Below are 15727 nucleotides of genomic sequence, written 5' to 3' on the forward strand. Positions count from 1 at the left end.
TTTACCATAAGCTGTTGCTCGTCAGTCGTTTAATGGAATAGTTGGCTATGATTAGCAGTGTGACATTGATCAACGTATTAAATAATCCTACTGCGGTTGAGAAGCTGTATTCACCTTGCAGAATACCTATCCGGTAGACATAGGTTGAAATGACATCAGCCGTCTCCAGATTCAGTGGATTTTGCAGCAGGAGTATTTTTTGAAAGCCTACATCCAACAGATTACCTATTTTCAAAATAAAGAGGACGAGGATCGTTGAGAGAATACCGGGAATCGATACGCTCCAAACCTTATTCCACTTGCTTGCCCCATCCATCGTCGCAGCTTCATATAACTCGGGATTAACGGCTGCTAGTGCAGCGATATAGATAATGGCCGACCAACCTGTATGCTGCCATATTTCCGAAAGGACATAAATCGTTTTGAAATACTCCTTATGTGTCAATAAATTCGCCGGTTCATACCCAAACCAAGCAGAAATGGTATTGATCACTCCGGTAGAGGAGGTGAAGGCCGTAATCATCCCCGCAACCACAATAACCGATACAAAATGAGGGAAATACGTGATATTCTGAATAATCCTGCTCAACCTCAACCACTTTAATTCTTGAAGCAACAGAGCCAGAATAATTGGCAACGGAAAACCAATGATTAAAGAATAAAGACTAAGTTTTACCGTGTTCACAATCAGCCGTTCCAAATAAAACGAGGAGAAAAACCTTTCGAAATGATGTAACCCATTCCAAGAGCTGCCCCATATCCCGAGCGAAGGAATAAAATCTTTAAAAGCAATCTGCAGTCCATAAATGGGTATGATGTGAAAAATAGTGTAATAAACCAGAACAGGCACTAACATGATATAGAGTTCATAATTTCTGAGAATGCCTAAACTGACTTTTTTTCGTTTGTTCATAAGACTACCTCTTTAACAGTTAGTTTGTAAAAAAAGACACACTTCTCCCCCCTTAAAGGTTAGAATTGCGTCTCCGTTCGAACGGTGAACTTATTCTTATAATTCCCATTATTTTTATCGGAATTATTATTAGAAAGTATTAGTTATAATTTTACATGCAGATCCTTTCGTATGAAAATGCGCTAATCATGCACATATCCGATATTTCCGATAGGATATAGATAAATATATCTGATATTTCCGGTTAAATATATATCATTTGTGATTATTTTTTGGCTAAAAGTGATTATTAACAAGATAATTCCTTTTGTATAACTTCTTGATATTTTAAAATTGAGTGAATGCAATAATGAGTTGATTTTAGAATAAAATTAGACAAGCAAACTTTACGTATTTACATATAGGTCAGGAGAGAAATGAAAGTAATGTATCAATCAAAAAAACTTATTAGATTGAAACCTGTCGAAGTAGGTTGTGGTGCAAGAATTAACAGAGATAGCAATTACCCATTAAATTGTAATTAACTATGCCACAATACCAAATATTTTATTGAGCCATTCAACATCAGAGAGGACAGACGAATTATTTTCGGCCTGCCCTTTCCTTATCATATGTAAAGCCTCAATTCCCTTTAACGTTTGACCCGCTGTAAGAAACGATTTGAAACCAAGCATTGGTTTTGTGATTTTCTTTATGAACCGGTGATCTTGCTCCACAATGTTGTTTAGATACTTTGTCTGTCTAATCAAGGTTTCTTTTGGTAAGGCTTTTTCATTTATTAATTCTTGTATGGCTGGTGGATATGCCGGGTTTTTATCCAAAGTGATCACACGAGGTATTTGATTATGTGACGAGGACAAAGCCTTTGTAAAGAAACGCTTGGCTGCCGTCATATCACGATTTTCAGATAACATGAAATCAATCGTTTTCCCCATAGAATCAACTGCCCGATATTTTTAAATACCATCTCACGGTTAGTAAAATGATTGCTGATTCATATTACTTCCATTTAAATAAATCCAATTTGGTTTCCAAAGTAAGTTGCTCCATCCCATGACTTCATTATCGATTACGTTATCATGAATTAGAGCTTTGCACCACAACCTTATTTATGCTCCTGGCGTTGGAGTGGCTCTGAATGCATTTACAGTCTTGTCCAGAACAACCTGTGCATCACTTCCCGAATCAAGAATCGTATTTTGAAGCGATTCTTTTTCTACCATTACTGTTGTTACGGTAAGCGGCTCTGATGCTTTGGTAGTCAACAAAGCGTCTACTTGCGCAGAGAAACAAGAATCACTTATCTTAGCATGAACCTCCGTGGCAACAACATGATTATTAGAAATATAATTTCCATTACCCGAAACAATACGTATGATTACAGGTGTTGCACCTACCGGCTTGATGTTCTGAGTATTAATTCCTTCAGAAAAGTGATTAGCAATTACAGAATTATTATTGCCACTGATATAGAGGAGACCATACAAATCATCTAAACCATTGTCTATTCCCAGAAAAGGAGTCCAAGGTTCATGGTCTCGTAAAAAGTGATTTGAAGAAACCAAGTTTTCCGAACAATTTTCCCTGAATACAACCATTCCTGGATAAAATGAGTGAAGTCTATTATTAGTGATACTGGAACGTGTCACACCATCAAAATAGATACTGCTCGCACCTCGTGGAAAAACATTATTCGCTGTAATCAAAAGTCCACCAAAATTTTGAGCGTAAATTGAATATCCTTTAAAACCGGCTCCTATCAAGTTATCGGTTATTTTTGAAGCCTGGCCCCAACCTCGTAGTTCTATACAGTTACCACATTCAGCTATGAAATTATCATGTATAGTCAGTGCATCTGCATGATAAATAGTAATTCCATGCTCTAAATACACAAACCCCATGCCTGTAATCCGAAATGAGTCACAAGCACTTGCAACATAAATACCCGTTTTCCCGTTAATGTATGTGTTTTCCGGATTTGTTTCTCCTGAACCATCTTCAATAAAATGCAAACCATCAATACAAAAGTCAGAAAACTCTACCGAACTTATTCGGGGATTTCCGCTTCGTTCAACATAAAATGCAGCTGCTTTATATTCTTCGTCATTTACTTCTAGGGGAATATCTACGAGTATGCGACTTCCTCCCGGCCACAATTCATGCAAATCCGCCCATTCATTCTCAGATGTATTAAAACGAATACTCGAAGATGTAAACCCGTGTCCAGAACCCATAATTTTAAGATAACTGATGTCTATAACTACTTGACTGCCAAGATGATAATCTCCCGGTGGAATATAGATAACCGCACCCGGCTTTCCGCCTTTATTCACATCAGTGTCCGATTGCCTACTTTTAATATCTGCTATAATGCTATTGATTACCTCACCAATATCCTCAAACGGATTACCGACAGGCCACTCTGTTACGTCGTAATAATTTTTACTAACCATAAATAAATTCTCCTATCAATTAAGTGTGTTCTACCTTCACCATATAGAGTGAAGTTGCCATATATCAAGAGAAATGAGTTCCACCTTATCTCCGAGGCTAAAAAGTTTCAAGTTTATACTGTACGGATTGGGATATATGTTATTAGTCATTGTCGTACGCCCTTCATTCGCAAATACTTCAACAACGCAAGTATCTACGTAGATATGCAGCCTTAATGTATCCTTATCGGCAGATTCCAGTTTACATTTTCGAATCCCCTGACTCCATCCGTCCGATCTGTTTCTATCAAATTGAAGTTCTCCGCTCTTAGGCGAATAAGAGAGTACCGTCTCCTCATTGCCGTCATCCGACACCCGCATTTTGAAGCCAAATTCCTCCGCGTGACAATTTTCAAGATTAAATTTCGCCACAATCTCTAAACTATCCCCTTCTATCGATCGGGGAAGCGCTTGTATTTCCCCTTCTATCGCCGTACAGTCAAGATGAAAATGTCCCCCCCGTATTGCCTTTAATTCTTCAACTGGAAGAAATCTCAAATGTCCGTCATCGTCCATTTCTACAGTTCTTGGAATGGACATCGCGCCGCACCAATTGTTTTTAAAAGTGGGACCGAAATTTTGAAACCACGGCATCCAATCCCAAGCGTTCAACCAACCTATAATAATTCGTCTTCCATTATCATCAAGGAAGGATTGAGGAGCATAGTACTCGAACCCGCAATCCACTTCTCCACAATAATCCCAAGTAAATTTCCCACTACTATAATCTAATGAACCAGTTAAATAACTCGCTTTTTTTTCACCCATTCCCATTGGGGAGAACATTAGTACATAACGATCGCCAAGCGGAAAAATATCCGGACATTCCCACATCGTACCCATCGTACCGTCACTCTCAGCCAATACACTTACATACTCCCATACATACAGGTCATTCGAGCGATAAAGCAAAGCTCTTCCTTTTCCATCTTTACTTGAACCTACGACCATATACCATTTATCTTCGTGTTTCCATACTTTCGGATCCCTGAAATCAGAGGAACTCCCTTCTGGAGGAACAGAGATAACCGGATTTCCTACATATTTTTGAAATGTCACGCTATCGGTACTGGAAGCTATACATTGAGTTTGAATGACACGCCCTTCCTTCATAATCGTGCCGGTGTAGATCAAAGTCAATATCCCGTTGTCATCGACGGCGCTTCCGGAAAAACATCCGCCTTTTTGGTCAAGATCATAGACTTCACTTGGCGCAAGTGCAATAGGAAGGTGTTCCCAGTGAACCAAATCTTTACTTTTTGCATGGCCCCAATGCATCGGACCCCACTCGGCTGAATAGGGGTGAAACTGGTAAAATATATGATATTCTCCTTGATAGTATATAAGCCCGTTAGGATCGTTCATCCAATAGGCGGGAGGCATAAAATGAAACTTTAAACGCATAGGGTCTTTACCCACATGATCCTTAATAGTTGCAACCGATTGTTCTGCTTTACCTAACATGAGATTATGGAACGTATGGTGATCATATTGCATCAATATTTCCTCCACTCTTTATTTCATCATACAATTTCTCTATTCTTTAACAGCACCCATTGTCATTCCGCGAACAATGTATTTTTGCATTACAAACGAAAAAAGCATGACAGGCACGCTAAATATGGTTGCCGCAGCCGTCATAGGGCCTAGATCCAAACCGTAAGCTGTTAAAAACTCTGAAATTCCTACTGGCACCGTTTTGGCCGAAGTGCTTGTTAAAAGTAATGCGAACAAGAAATCATTCCAGGAAAGCATAAAGCTAAAAATTGAGGTAGTTGCGATTCCAGGCAGCGAGATCGGTAAGATAATACGCATAAAAGTTCCAAACATCCCGCATCCGTCGACACGCGCAGATTCATCAAGCTCTTTTGGCAAATTGTCAAAAAAACCAATCATCATCCAGATAACAAACGGAATGTTTATGCTGGTATAGACTAAAACTAATGCTAATTTTGTATCCATTAAACCTAATTGCCCAATAATACGATACATCGGTATTGCAACACTAATCAGAGGCGTCATACGAACACCCAAAGTAAAAAGCAGAAATAAATTCCCTAACTTTGATGCGAATCTGGTTAAGCCATAAGCAGCTAATGAACCCAGAAAAACACTCAATAGTGTACCTGACATTGCAGTTATAAGACTGTTAACAAAATATTTGCCGATTGCCAGTTGTTGAAACAGGGCATTATAATTGGCTAAAGTAAACACAGAAGGCAACAACGTAGGGGTTGTGGAAATCACTTCCCTTGGCGGTTTCAGTGAAGATAACACAAGGTAAGCGTATGGAAATAAAGTAATAACCAAAAAAATACATGAGATGACGAATACAAATAAACTGGCAACTCTGGATTTTTGTTTACTCATAGTAATAACCATCTTGCTGATCTCCTTCCTATCGAACCGCTTTCTTATTTGGATTCCAGAATTGTTTAAAAAAGAATGAACAGATTACCAACAAGATAATCATAAAGATTACAGCCATTGCGCTTGCATATCCTTCTTGATTGTATCTGGCTACCGATTTATAAATTAATGTGCTTACTAAGGAAGAGGAACCATTCGGACCGCCTTGTGTCATCACCCAAATAATATCAAAGGATTTAGCTGCATCAATCATACGTATGACAACTGCAACTAAAATGACCGGTTTTAAACTTGGCAGTGTGATATGCAAAAAGTTTTGAAACTTATTTGCTCCGTCTATGCGGGCAGCTTCGTATAAACTTTCAGGTATACCTTGTATGCCCGCTAATAGTATCAACATCATAAATGGCGTGGTAAGCCATACATCGGCAATCATACAGGAAATTAAAGCCAACTTGCTGTCAGATAACCACAAGATACTTTGAGGGTTCTTGATCAAACCCATTTTGTAAATAATGACATTTAAAATACCAAATTGGTCGTTCAGCATAAATTTCCATATTAAACCGCAAACCAAAGGAGAAATCATTAACGGACTCAACAGCAAAGTACGAATGATATTGGCGCCTTTAAACCCTGTACTTAGCAGAAGTGCAAGAAACATGCCCAATATTAACTCAATTGCAACTGCCCCTATCACATACACAATTGTATTGTTTAAGGATTGGTAGAATGTGTCCGAAGTTAAAGCGTGAGAATAATGCCGAAGACCAATAAATTTTGAAGGATCTTCATCATCAAAAAAACTATCTTTAAAAAGCAACATCATTGGGTAAACAAAAAACAAGATCATGAAGACGAAAGCCGGTAGAAAAAATAAGAAAGAAAGCTTCTGATCTCTTAGGGACATATCCATCATCCTTCTGTAAGAATTGGAATTCGGTTAAAAAGGGGCTCGAACCTGAGCCCCTTTTTCCATTTATTTTCCTTGTATCTCGTTAATTTTTGCTGCGGCTCTGTTTAATGCTTCTTGCGGTGTTTCCTTTCCGGAGAGAGCTACTTGAATTGCAGAGACTAATGCTTCATTTTCGATTTCGTTCCAATGTGGCAATATTGGACGATTCTGTGTTTGGCTGGCAGCCAGTGTAGTTTCAAGCGCTTTCAGGTGTGCATATTCAGGTTTTTGGCCGTATTTGTCAAAGACCGATTTTCGTGCAGCCACTCCTAATGCTTTCATAAACAATTCATTTTTCTCATAAATAAATTTCACGTATTGTTTTGCGATATCTTGTTTTTTGGAAGTGCTCGGGATCACTTGATACCAAGGTCCAGGCACAACCCCTACTCCGGAATCACCAGCAATCATTGGAGCGGCGCCCACTTTCCCCGCTACTTTCGATTTGCCTGGGTCGTTAGAAGGGACAAAGAAATGAGCCCACTCAAGCATCATAGCCATTTTTCCATTCCAGAACATTTCAGAAATTTCAGAAGAGGCCATGTTTAGTGCACCTTCTGGCGCAGACTTGTCTTCACGTAAAATCTTTGTTTCAAATTCCAGTGCTTTTACATATGGTTCCGAGTTGACTAAGGCTTTATTATCTTTACCCACAACCAAAGGTTTTGCTCCTGCTTGAGCGGCATGGTCCAACCAACTGGCAACCGAATCCCCGTTATTCATCCCTAATATGCCCGTACCATATAGATCAGTTGCCCCATCATTATTCGTATCACGAGTAAAGAACTTGGCGACATCCCTATATTGCTGCCAATTCGTAGGCGGCTTCAAATCATATCCATATTTAGCCTTGAATGCATCTTGTTCCTTCGGATTATTAAACAAATCGGTTCGATACAATAAAATTTTTGAGTTCGTCCAAACCGGCATGCCCAGAATTTTACCGTTCACTTTACCGCCATCGACTACATTAGGTACAAAATCATTTTTGACCTCATCCGTCAATAAGTCATCCATAGCTACCAAGTTTTTTGCCAATGCAGGAAACCACAAGATATCGATCGTGGCAACATCGTATGCTCCTGAGTTAGCTTTCATTTCTACATTCAATTTGTCATAGACACCGATGTAGGGAACCGTTTCAATCTTCACTTCATAGCCAGTCTTTTGCTTAAATTCTTCCGCCGTTTGGCTGGCGACCGTATTGGCCGGACTTCCGCCCTCTACCAGAACCGTGATGGATTTATCCGACGAGCCAGATGCTCCTTTCTCAGAAGTTTGTTGTCCTTTATTGGACGCAGAGCTTTCAGGGTTCTTTTCATTACTAGAACATCCAACCAAAATCGCTGAAAAAGACATGCATAGTACAAGAACACCAGATAATAATTTACCTTTTAATTTCATAATAAGTTACCCCCTCATTATTATTTAACAAATGGTAGTCCCCCTAAAGGACTATTTGGTTGCCAAGCGTTCATAGTAGTTCCTACATCATTTTCATTTGTTTTGTCATTATGCTTTCCAATACCCTCAAATATCCCCAGGAATCCCCCCAAGTAAACAGAAAAGTTTATCCAAAATTGTGTTTCTCGAAAACCGTTTGATTTTCTCGGAAAACGTTTGATTTCCCCAAAAAAACGTTTTCTTTTCTCAGTTAAACGTTTTCTTTTCCACAAAACCAATGATATACTAATAATGAAACATTGTCGTTGGCTTAAATTATGATTAATTTGTCAAATATTTTGGTTGGAGGTTACTATATGAACTTACACAATCTGTCTCCTTATTTACGAATTGCTATGGATAGCTACGTCTCATTTCCTTGGTTTTTAGAGGAAAGGGTATTATTTGACTATGAAATCCTTTATCTCAAAGAAGGCAGATTAAAAGTTACTGTAGAGGATGATGTTTATTTTGGAGAACCAGGTGACATATTTTTCTTTCGCCCCAAACAAAGGCATTCGATTAGTAAAATTGGAACTGATTTAGTCCGACAGCCCCATTTGCATTTTGATTTGTTCTATCAAGAAGATAGTCCCGATATTAAAGTTTCTTTTAAAAAATTAGAAAATATGACTAACGATGAAATGAAGTGGTTCCGAAGCGACGAGATTGATAGATTAACTATTCCTCTAGCTAGTCATATACGGTTGCGGTATCATTTAGCTATAGAAAAATTACTTTATGAAATTATAAGAGAATTTCAAATGAAGCTGCCATTTTATGAATTAAATATTAAGGGATTATTTATTCAATTATTCACCGCATTATTGCGCGAAAACTATTGGAACAGAAATCCTCACTTATTTTCCAATATCAATGAGTTGGAGCAAGTCAGAATTTTCTTAAAGCATAACATTGGTCAAAGAGTGACTTTAGATGAACTTGCCAAAATATCTGGAATCAGCAAGTACTATTTGATCACCCTGTTTAATCAAACATTTGGAATGAGTCCTATTCACTATCACCAATTAATGAGAATAGAAAAAGCAAGAGAGATGATCCAATTCACTGATGAACCTTTAAAACGAATTGCGGAACTTATCGGATTTCCGGATATTCATTCTTTCAGTAAAGCGTTCAAAAAAATAGAAGGCGTTAATCCTTCTTTTTATCGGAAAAAGAAAACATCTCGCTCATAATTACATGTCCATAGATGTGTGATATGTCCAAGCGTTGCCAATTGTAACCGCTTGCATAAAATGACAAAAAAGGTCTGAATAGCTATTCCTAGGTTATTTGAGATTTCCCCAAATTGCCTATCAGCTGAAAGCAGACCACCTAATGTTACTATCATCACGTAAAGTCAATTAGTCTATGTATCGCTTAATCACATCCGATTTACAAATTACTTGAGTTTAAATGAAGCTACAGATTGCTGTAAGAACTTAGCCATATGGGCTAATTCGTTGGAATAAGAAGCAACTTCTTGGATTGCCGCTGTCTGTTCCTCTGTCGTTGCCGAGATGTGATTGGTTGAACTTGCTGAACTTCCATAGAGATTAGAGACTACCTCCATGTTTTCAACCATTTTCTGCATATTCATTCGAATCATTATAATGTCATTGGTCATTTCGCCCGCTTGCCCAGATACCCCATCGACTAAGTTAAGAATCGTAGAAAAGGAATCTCCAGCCTTTGTCGTAAGCAGCTTCCCTTCTTGAATAGATGAATCTGCATTTTCCATCGCTTTCACTACTTGCGAAATATCTTCCTGGATCTCTGTAATTAATGTTTCGATCTCACTATTTGATTTCGTTGAATTTTCAGCAAGAAGGCGAATTTCACGAGAAATTACCGAAAATGTTTTACCATTAGATCCTGCCTCGGCGGCAATAATACCTGCATTTAAAGCAAGCATTTTCGTTTGCTTGGCGATAGTGGAAAGTAAGGTCATAATCTGATTGATCTTTCTGGACTTATCTTCTAACTGTCGGACTATTCCAACCGAATCGAGTGAGTTTTGAGAGATCAAATTGATCTGATTTATTGCTTCCACAATATCCGCTTTTCCTTCAATGGATGTTTGCAGCGCTTCCTTTGCAGATTGGCTTGCAAGTTCAATTCGTTGCGTTATTTTTTTAATATTCACAAACATAACTTTTGTTTCTTCTACAGCTTCATCGGTTAATGAAAGTTGTGTATGCGTCCCACCCGCTACTTCTTGAATCGATTGTGCAATTTCTTCTGTTGCTTTCGCGGATTGTTCCGCATTATCGGTTAAAAGAACAGAAGTTTCAGATACGCTTTTCGCGCTTTCAGATACTTGCAATAAAATGGACTTCAAGTTACTTGCCATTGTATTTAGATTTGTGCCCATTTGGCCAAATTCATCGACCGTTTTTATAGGTATGGTCTGGGTTAAATCCCCGCTTGACATCGATTGAGAAAGAATATTTACTTTCTTAATGTTATTGGTGATGTATAAACTGTAGAAATAAATCACCATGACAACAACACATATCAATACAATTATGATCATAACCGAGATGATGAAATAATCGTTTAGCTTCTGGTAAAGCTCCTCCTGCGATATGACGATGGCTAGTTTCCATGATGTATCTGGAACCGTCTGATAATAAACGATATTGAGCCCCCTATCGTCACTAAAAACGGCATTTCCATTATTATTCTTCAGTATTTCTTGGCCAATTTGCGCCAAGCTTACATTAGAATCATTCTTGATTTGATGATTCGCTACGCTCTGGTTATCTTTATTAGCAATAAAGTTCCCATTACGATCCAACAAAAATGCCCATCCATTTTTTCCAACATGAATGTCTGAAATCTTCTGCTGCAGGCTGTTCAAATTGATGTTGGCTGTAACTACGCCTTGAAATTTATTATTGGTGTAAAATGGAACCGCTGTTGTTAAAATCATAGCATTGGAGGTTTTATCAAAAAACGGATCCGTCCAAACCATGGTTTCCTTTGTGTTTTTACCAAGCAGATACCACTCTTTTTCGGGATAATTATATTCTTTCGTATCATAATCATTGGAAAATAAAATGCGACCGTTGTCTCGGTAGGCGTAGGAACTGTAATATTGCAAATAATTTTTATATTGATAGGGCTCATACCAAATCCCAACTCCAAATGTGTCCGGGTTTGTGGATAATAAACCTTGAATAATTTGAAAATATTTACCTTTATCAATCTTGTCTCCTACAGGTTCAATCGTGCGTGCTAAGCTTTCAGGTATTTTACTGTGCGCTGTTAATATGGTTTGCATATTGTTGATCGTTGCGTTTAATTGATATGCCATTTTATCTTGAATTTCTGCATTGATGATATTTTTAGAATAACTGTAACTTAAAGCAGACAACGTAAACATGGATAAAATTAACATAGGTAGAATCGTGACGATTGTGCGGGTACGTATGCTTTTGAAACGAAATTTCACCATACTAACAGCCCTTCCTCTTACTTATCGCTACGGAGACGATCCAAAAGCACCGCAAGTACGATAACAACACCTGTAATAACGGTTTGCCAAAAGAAGCTAACATTTAAAAGTGTCAATCCATTTCTAATTACGCCCAAGATTAACACTCCAATAATCGTCATTTGAATTCGGCCAATTCCCCCAGCTAGGCTCGTACCACCTAGAACAACGGCAGCAATGGCATCAAGCTCGGCCATGCTTCCAGCATTCGGCTGACCGGAAATTAAACGGCCTGCTAGAACTACGCCAGCTAATCCCGCACATAAACCACTAATGGCATACACATTAATTAACGTCTTTTCAACCTTAATACCTGTTAATCTCGCTGCCTCTTCATTTCCCCCAATTGCATAAATATGTCTGCCAAACATCGTGTATTTAAGTACGATAAACATTACAACATATACACTGAGCATAATGTATATGGGGGTTGGAACCGATAGTATCTTCCCTGATCCAATAAACTTAAACGGATCCGAAGCCAGTATCGTAGGTAATCCCCCGCTAATTACGAAAGCAGCACCTCTTATATAAGTCATACTTCCTAATGTAACAATAAAGGATGGAAGTTTGGTTCTTGCAGTCAGAAAGCCATTAATCCATCCTGCTGCATATCCCACCGCAATTCCAGCGAACATGGAAATAAAAGGGTTAACTCCTTGTTTGGAAAGCATGACGGAAATAACGCCCGAAAGTGCGATCGTAGATCCCACAGATAAATCAATCCCGCCAGTCAGAATAACTAACGTCATACCCGCCGCAAGAATTCCGTTAACGGATGATTGTTTTAAAATATTGAGAATATTCCCCGTATCCGTGAAATTAGGTGCAAAAATGGCGAGTATAATACAAATAGCAACTAACACGATTAACATGCCTAGTTGATTCCAAATTTTTCTCATGGATAATCCAATATTATGTTTGTTATTAATGATTGCTTCCATTCCAGCGCTCATTTGATCTCCCCCGTTGCATAATACATAATTTTCTCTTGCGTTGCGTCTTCGCGCCTAAGGTTTGCACGTAATTTACCCTCATGCATAACAAGTATACGATCACTCAGCGCTAATATTTCTGGCAGCTCAGAAGAAATGACTAACACAGCAAGGCCGTTTTTGGCTAATTTACAAATAACTTTATGAATTTCAGTTTTGGCGCCAATGTCGACACCTCTTGTCGGTTCATCTAACAAAAGCACTTTAGGCTGGATGGATAACCAACGTGCAAGCAGCGCTTTTTGCTGATTTCCTCCGCTTAAGCTAACTACCTTTTGTTCTTTACTTGCCGTTTTAATGCCTAATTCTTTAATATACATATCAGCTTCATCATTGATTTGCGACCAATCTAAGAGCGATGCTTTTCGATATTTAAACATTTCAGCCATCATAATATTTTCTTTGACAGACATATTTAGGAATAGTCCCTGTTCCTTACGGCTTTCCGGTACATGGGCAATCCCATATCGCATGGCATCCTCTGGAGAAGATATTTTCACAGATTGACCGTTAATCAGAATTTCACCTGCTGATATTTCTGATAAACCAAAGATCGCTCTGACTAATTCTGTTCTTCCTGCACCTACCAATCCTGAAATCCCAACAATTTCCCCTGAATGCACCTCTAGCGAAATATCCTTTACATTTTTGTTATCAGATAAACCTTTAACCTCTAAAACCGGCGTTTTATCTTTAATCCAGCTCGTATGTGAAGGGGGTTTTTGAAATAAATCGGTTAATTCACGGCCAACCATTGTCTTAACCAGATGCTCCGGATTGGTTTCGGCGATAGGGATCGTTGTAATCCACTCTCCATCACGCAAAATGGTACAACGATCAGAAATTTTAAAAATTTCATCCATACGATGTGAGATGTATACAATCGCAACACCTTTTTGTTTTAGTTCATTGATAATAATAAACAGCTTATCTATTTCTTTGTGGGTTAACGAAGCTGTTGGTTCATCCATCACTAGAACTTCTGCTTCTATAGAGAGGGCTCTCGCGATTTCCACCATTTGTTGTTGGGCAACACTTAAGGTTGAGACATATGATCTTGGATCCAAGTCAGATCCGATTGATTTTAATAGAAAATGGGCTCGTTCGTGAACTTTCTTCCAGTCCACCATACCGAACTTGTTTTTAGGAAATTTGGTTCCCATCAATACGTTCTCACCGATGGTTATATTCGGAGAAAGATTAAGCTCTTGATGAATGACACTAATGCCTTTCTCACGCGCTTCCATCGCATTACGCCATGTGATCGATTTGCCTCGATACCTAATCTCGCCGTTATCGGGACGATGTATCCCTGCCATAATCTTCATAAGTGTCGACTTACCGGCGCCATTCTCTCCCATTAAAGCATGTACTTCACCTTTATGCAGGTCGATATTTATGTTTTTTAAAACGGTAACCCCAGAGAAAGACTTGGAGATCGCTCTCATGCTTAAAGCTATTGACGATGATTCAGAGGAAATGTTTTTTTCAACTTCCGCTTGCAGAGCTTCCATGTTCTCACTCCAACCAATTTAGTAATGAATATCATTTAATGACAATTGAATGAATACGATGTGGCACTCAGGTAGAGAGTAACCACATCGCAAGAATAAAACTACCAGCCTTTATAGTCTTTTACGTTTTCTGTCGTAATGAAGTCAGTTGGAAGTTTAATTAATGGTTCCACTTTTTCACCAGCAAGAACTTTAAATGCTGTTTCAACCGCAATTGTAATCATATTAAATGGGTTTTGTGCCGAGCTTCCAACATAGCTTTTGTTTTCTTTCAGTGTTGTCACTGCATCAGGAGATCCATCCACACCAACGATAAACATTTCCTTGTCGCGACCGGCTTGCTCTGCAGCAATTTTGGCGCCAATACCTGTTGGATCATTAATAGCAAATACGGCGTCGATTTGTCCTTTACCGTTTGCTTGTAAAATGGTCTCCATCTTAGCAAGCGATGTTTCGCGATTACCGTTACCATTTTGATTTGCAACTATTTTAATTCCCGGAGCTGCTTTGAGAGCTTCATTAAATCCTGCAATGCGGTCTGTTACAGCGGACACCGGCGGTCCATCTAATACGGCAATATTTCCTTTTCCATTCAACCGTTTAACCAAATATTCACCCGCAATACGTCCTGCTTGAACGTTATCGGAAGTTACACTCGCATTAACGCCACCTTCAGAAATTGTATCGACAGAAATGATTGGGATACCTGCTGCTTTAGCTTGACCCACTGCTGCTGCGATACCTTTGGTATCTACGGAACTTAGAATAATCATACTTACTTTTTTGGTAATAAAATCTTCGATTTGAGCGGTTTGTGTAGCCAAATTATCTTCTGCACTAACGGCGATTACTTCACCGCCGTGTTTCTTAGCAGCTTCAGCTGCACCTTTGGACATCGCTACGAAGAAAGGATTGCTTAAGTTTTGTACGGTCAAACCGATAACTACTTTTTTCGCAGGTTTCGGATCTGCTGCTTTAGCTGCGCTAGCCGTTTCTGCTGGCGCCCCAGTTGCTGCTGCGGGTTTTGTTTCCACTGCTTTACCACAAGCCGAAAGTGCGAATACAACAAATAGTAACAAGAAAATCTTCATGTTTTTCATTTTCAAATTCCTCCGAATTATTATAATTTTTTAAAAAATAAGTTTGGCGAATAATAGGAAGCTATGTGATAATTAAAGTGTAATTGTTTTTCTATGAACATGTTTTAGAGTCCAATTGTCTATCACGTTTAGCGACACAAGTAGCCAATTGCAAAACTCTTTAGCATGTTCTTTTTCCCTCCTTTTTTTTGATACAACCAAATCCCCCAATTGAAGCATGATTGACACTAATCACTTACCTAAAAGAAATCTCACCTCCTTAAAAGAGTGGATGTTTGTTTTCTGTGTATTCATCATACCTGTGATGAATACAAAAAATAATAGAAAATCTTCTTGAAACTGTTGAAATTTTTCTATTATCTTCATTCAGATATAAAAGACTTAGCATGATGTGGAATCAGGCATGGCTACTACTGCCTATGCCATTCGGGGCTTGAACCCTA

The 15727-nt window shown here is 38.6% G+C and carries 11 protein-coding genes and 1 pseudogene; 1 reads left to right on the forward strand and 11 read right to left on the reverse strand.

All coding sequences use genetic code 11. The annotated features are described in order from the left end of the window. Position 1 precedes the first annotated feature (1 nt). From ACSQ8O_RS35930 to ACSQ8O_RS35960, 7 genes and pseudogenes are all read right to left on the reverse strand, one after another. Entirely contained in the window at positions 2–913 is a 912-nt protein-coding gene (locus ACSQ8O_RS35930; RefSeq protein WP_436245636.1) for an ABC transporter permease, read from the reverse strand. A gap of 524 nt (positions 914–1437) precedes the next feature. After that, positions 1438–1866, reverse strand: a pseudogene (locus ACSQ8O_RS35935) (IS6 family transposase); the annotation flags it as partial. A 156-nt stretch (positions 1867–2022) separates the two neighbouring features. Then, on the reverse strand, positions 2023–3366 hold the full coding sequence (locus ACSQ8O_RS35940) for a NosD domain-containing protein (RefSeq protein ID WP_436245637.1): 1344 nt from the start codon (positions 3364–3366) through the stop codon (positions 2023–2025). A 36-nt stretch (positions 3367–3402) separates the two neighbouring features. After that, complete coding sequence (locus tag ACSQ8O_RS35945; protein ID WP_436245638.1) at positions 3403–4902, reverse strand: glycoside hydrolase family 32 protein; 1500 nt, start codon at positions 4900–4902, stop codon at positions 3403–3405. Between the two features lie 39 nt (positions 4903–4941). Continuing rightward, positions 4942–5787 (reverse strand): carbohydrate ABC transporter permease, encoded by an 846-nt coding sequence (locus ACSQ8O_RS35950; RefSeq protein ID WP_436245639.1) that lies wholly within the window; start codon positions 5785–5787, stop codon positions 4942–4944. A gap of 16 nt (positions 5788–5803) precedes the next feature. Further along, positions 5804–6685 (reverse strand): carbohydrate ABC transporter permease, encoded by an 882-nt coding sequence (locus ACSQ8O_RS35955; protein ID WP_436245640.1) that lies wholly within the window; start codon positions 6683–6685, stop codon positions 5804–5806. Between the two features lie 69 nt (positions 6686–6754). Then, the gene (locus ACSQ8O_RS35960; protein ID WP_436245641.1) at positions 6755–8134 is read right to left on the reverse strand and encodes an ABC transporter substrate-binding protein; all 1380 of its coding nucleotides are present in this window, start codon (positions 8132–8134) and stop codon (positions 6755–6757) included. 356 nt (positions 8135–8490) lie between these two features. Between ACSQ8O_RS35960 and ACSQ8O_RS35965 the strand changes: the two genes are divergently transcribed. Then, positions 8491–9372, forward strand: a complete 882-nt coding sequence (locus tag ACSQ8O_RS35965) for a helix-turn-helix domain-containing protein (RefSeq protein WP_436245642.1) — start codon at positions 8491–8493, stop codon at positions 9370–9372. 206 nt (positions 9373–9578) lie between these two features. Here the strand turns inward: ACSQ8O_RS35965 and ACSQ8O_RS35970 are convergent, their stop codons facing one another. From ACSQ8O_RS35970 to ACSQ8O_RS35985, 4 genes are all read right to left on the reverse strand, one after another. Continuing rightward, the gene (locus ACSQ8O_RS35970) at positions 9579–11636 is read right to left on the reverse strand and encodes a methyl-accepting chemotaxis protein (protein WP_436245643.1); all 2058 of its coding nucleotides are present in this window, start codon (positions 11634–11636) and stop codon (positions 9579–9581) included. A 17-nt stretch (positions 11637–11653) separates the two neighbouring features. Continuing rightward, positions 11654–12577, reverse strand: a complete 924-nt coding sequence (locus tag ACSQ8O_RS35975; protein ID WP_436245644.1) for an ABC transporter permease — start codon at positions 12575–12577, stop codon at positions 11654–11656. A 50-nt stretch (positions 12578–12627) separates the two neighbouring features. Then, complete coding sequence (locus ACSQ8O_RS35980) at positions 12628–14184, reverse strand: sugar ABC transporter ATP-binding protein (RefSeq protein WP_436245645.1); 1557 nt, start codon at positions 14182–14184, stop codon at positions 12628–12630. 101 nt (positions 14185–14285) lie between these two features. Next, on the reverse strand, positions 14286–15284 hold the full coding sequence (locus ACSQ8O_RS35985; RefSeq protein WP_436245646.1) for a substrate-binding domain-containing protein: 999 nt from the start codon (positions 15282–15284) through the stop codon (positions 14286–14288). Between the last annotated feature and the right edge of the window lie 443 nt (positions 15285–15727).

It is taken from the genome of Paenibacillus sp. LjRoot56, assembly GCF_964253335.1.
GTDB classification, from domain to species: domain Bacteria; phylum Bacillota; class Bacilli; order Paenibacillales; family NBRC-103111; genus Paenibacillus_E; species Paenibacillus_E allorhizoplanae.

What these genes read in the sequence shown, in the direction of transcription:
- ACSQ8O_RS35955 (WP_436245640.1), bottom strand. Translation starts at nt 6,685, where the DNA reads ATGTCCCTAAGAGATCAGAAGCTTTCTTTCTTATTTTTTCTACCGGCT.
- ACSQ8O_RS35945 (WP_436245638.1), bottom strand. Translation starts at nt 4,902, where the DNA reads ATGCAATATGATCACCATACGTTCCATAATCTCATGTTAGGTAAAGCA.
- ACSQ8O_RS35980 (WP_436245645.1), bottom strand. Translation starts at nt 14,184, where the DNA reads ATGGAAGCTCTGCAAGCGGAAGTTGAAAAAAACATTTCCTCTGAATCA.
- ACSQ8O_RS35960 (WP_436245641.1), bottom strand. Translation starts at nt 8,134, where the DNA reads ATGAAATTAAAAGGTAAATTATTATCTGGTGTTCTTGTACTATGCATG.
- ACSQ8O_RS35970 (WP_436245643.1), bottom strand. Translation starts at nt 11,636, where the DNA reads ATGGTGAAATTTCGTTTCAAAAGCATACGTACCCGCACAATCGTCACG.
- ACSQ8O_RS35930 (WP_436245636.1), bottom strand. Translation starts at nt 913, where the DNA reads ATGAACAAACGAAAAAAAGTCAGTTTAGGCATTCTCAGAAATTATGAA.
- ACSQ8O_RS35950 (WP_436245639.1), bottom strand. Translation starts at nt 5,787, where the DNA reads ATGGTTATTACTATGAGTAAACAAAAATCCAGAGTTGCCAGTTTATTT.
- ACSQ8O_RS35965 (WP_436245642.1), top strand. Translation starts at nt 8,491, where the DNA reads ATGAACTTACACAATCTGTCTCCTTATTTACGAATTGCTATGGATAGC.
- ACSQ8O_RS35985 (WP_436245646.1), bottom strand. Translation starts at nt 15,284, where the DNA reads ATGAAAAACATGAAGATTTTCTTGTTACTATTTGTTGTATTCGCACTT.
- ACSQ8O_RS35975 (WP_436245644.1), bottom strand. Translation starts at nt 12,577, where the DNA reads ATGAGAAAAATTTGGAATCAACTAGGCATGTTAATCGTGTTAGTTGCT.
- ACSQ8O_RS35940 (WP_436245637.1), bottom strand. Translation starts at nt 3,366, where the DNA reads ATGGTTAGTAAAAATTATTACGACGTAACAGAGTGGCCTGTCGGTAAT.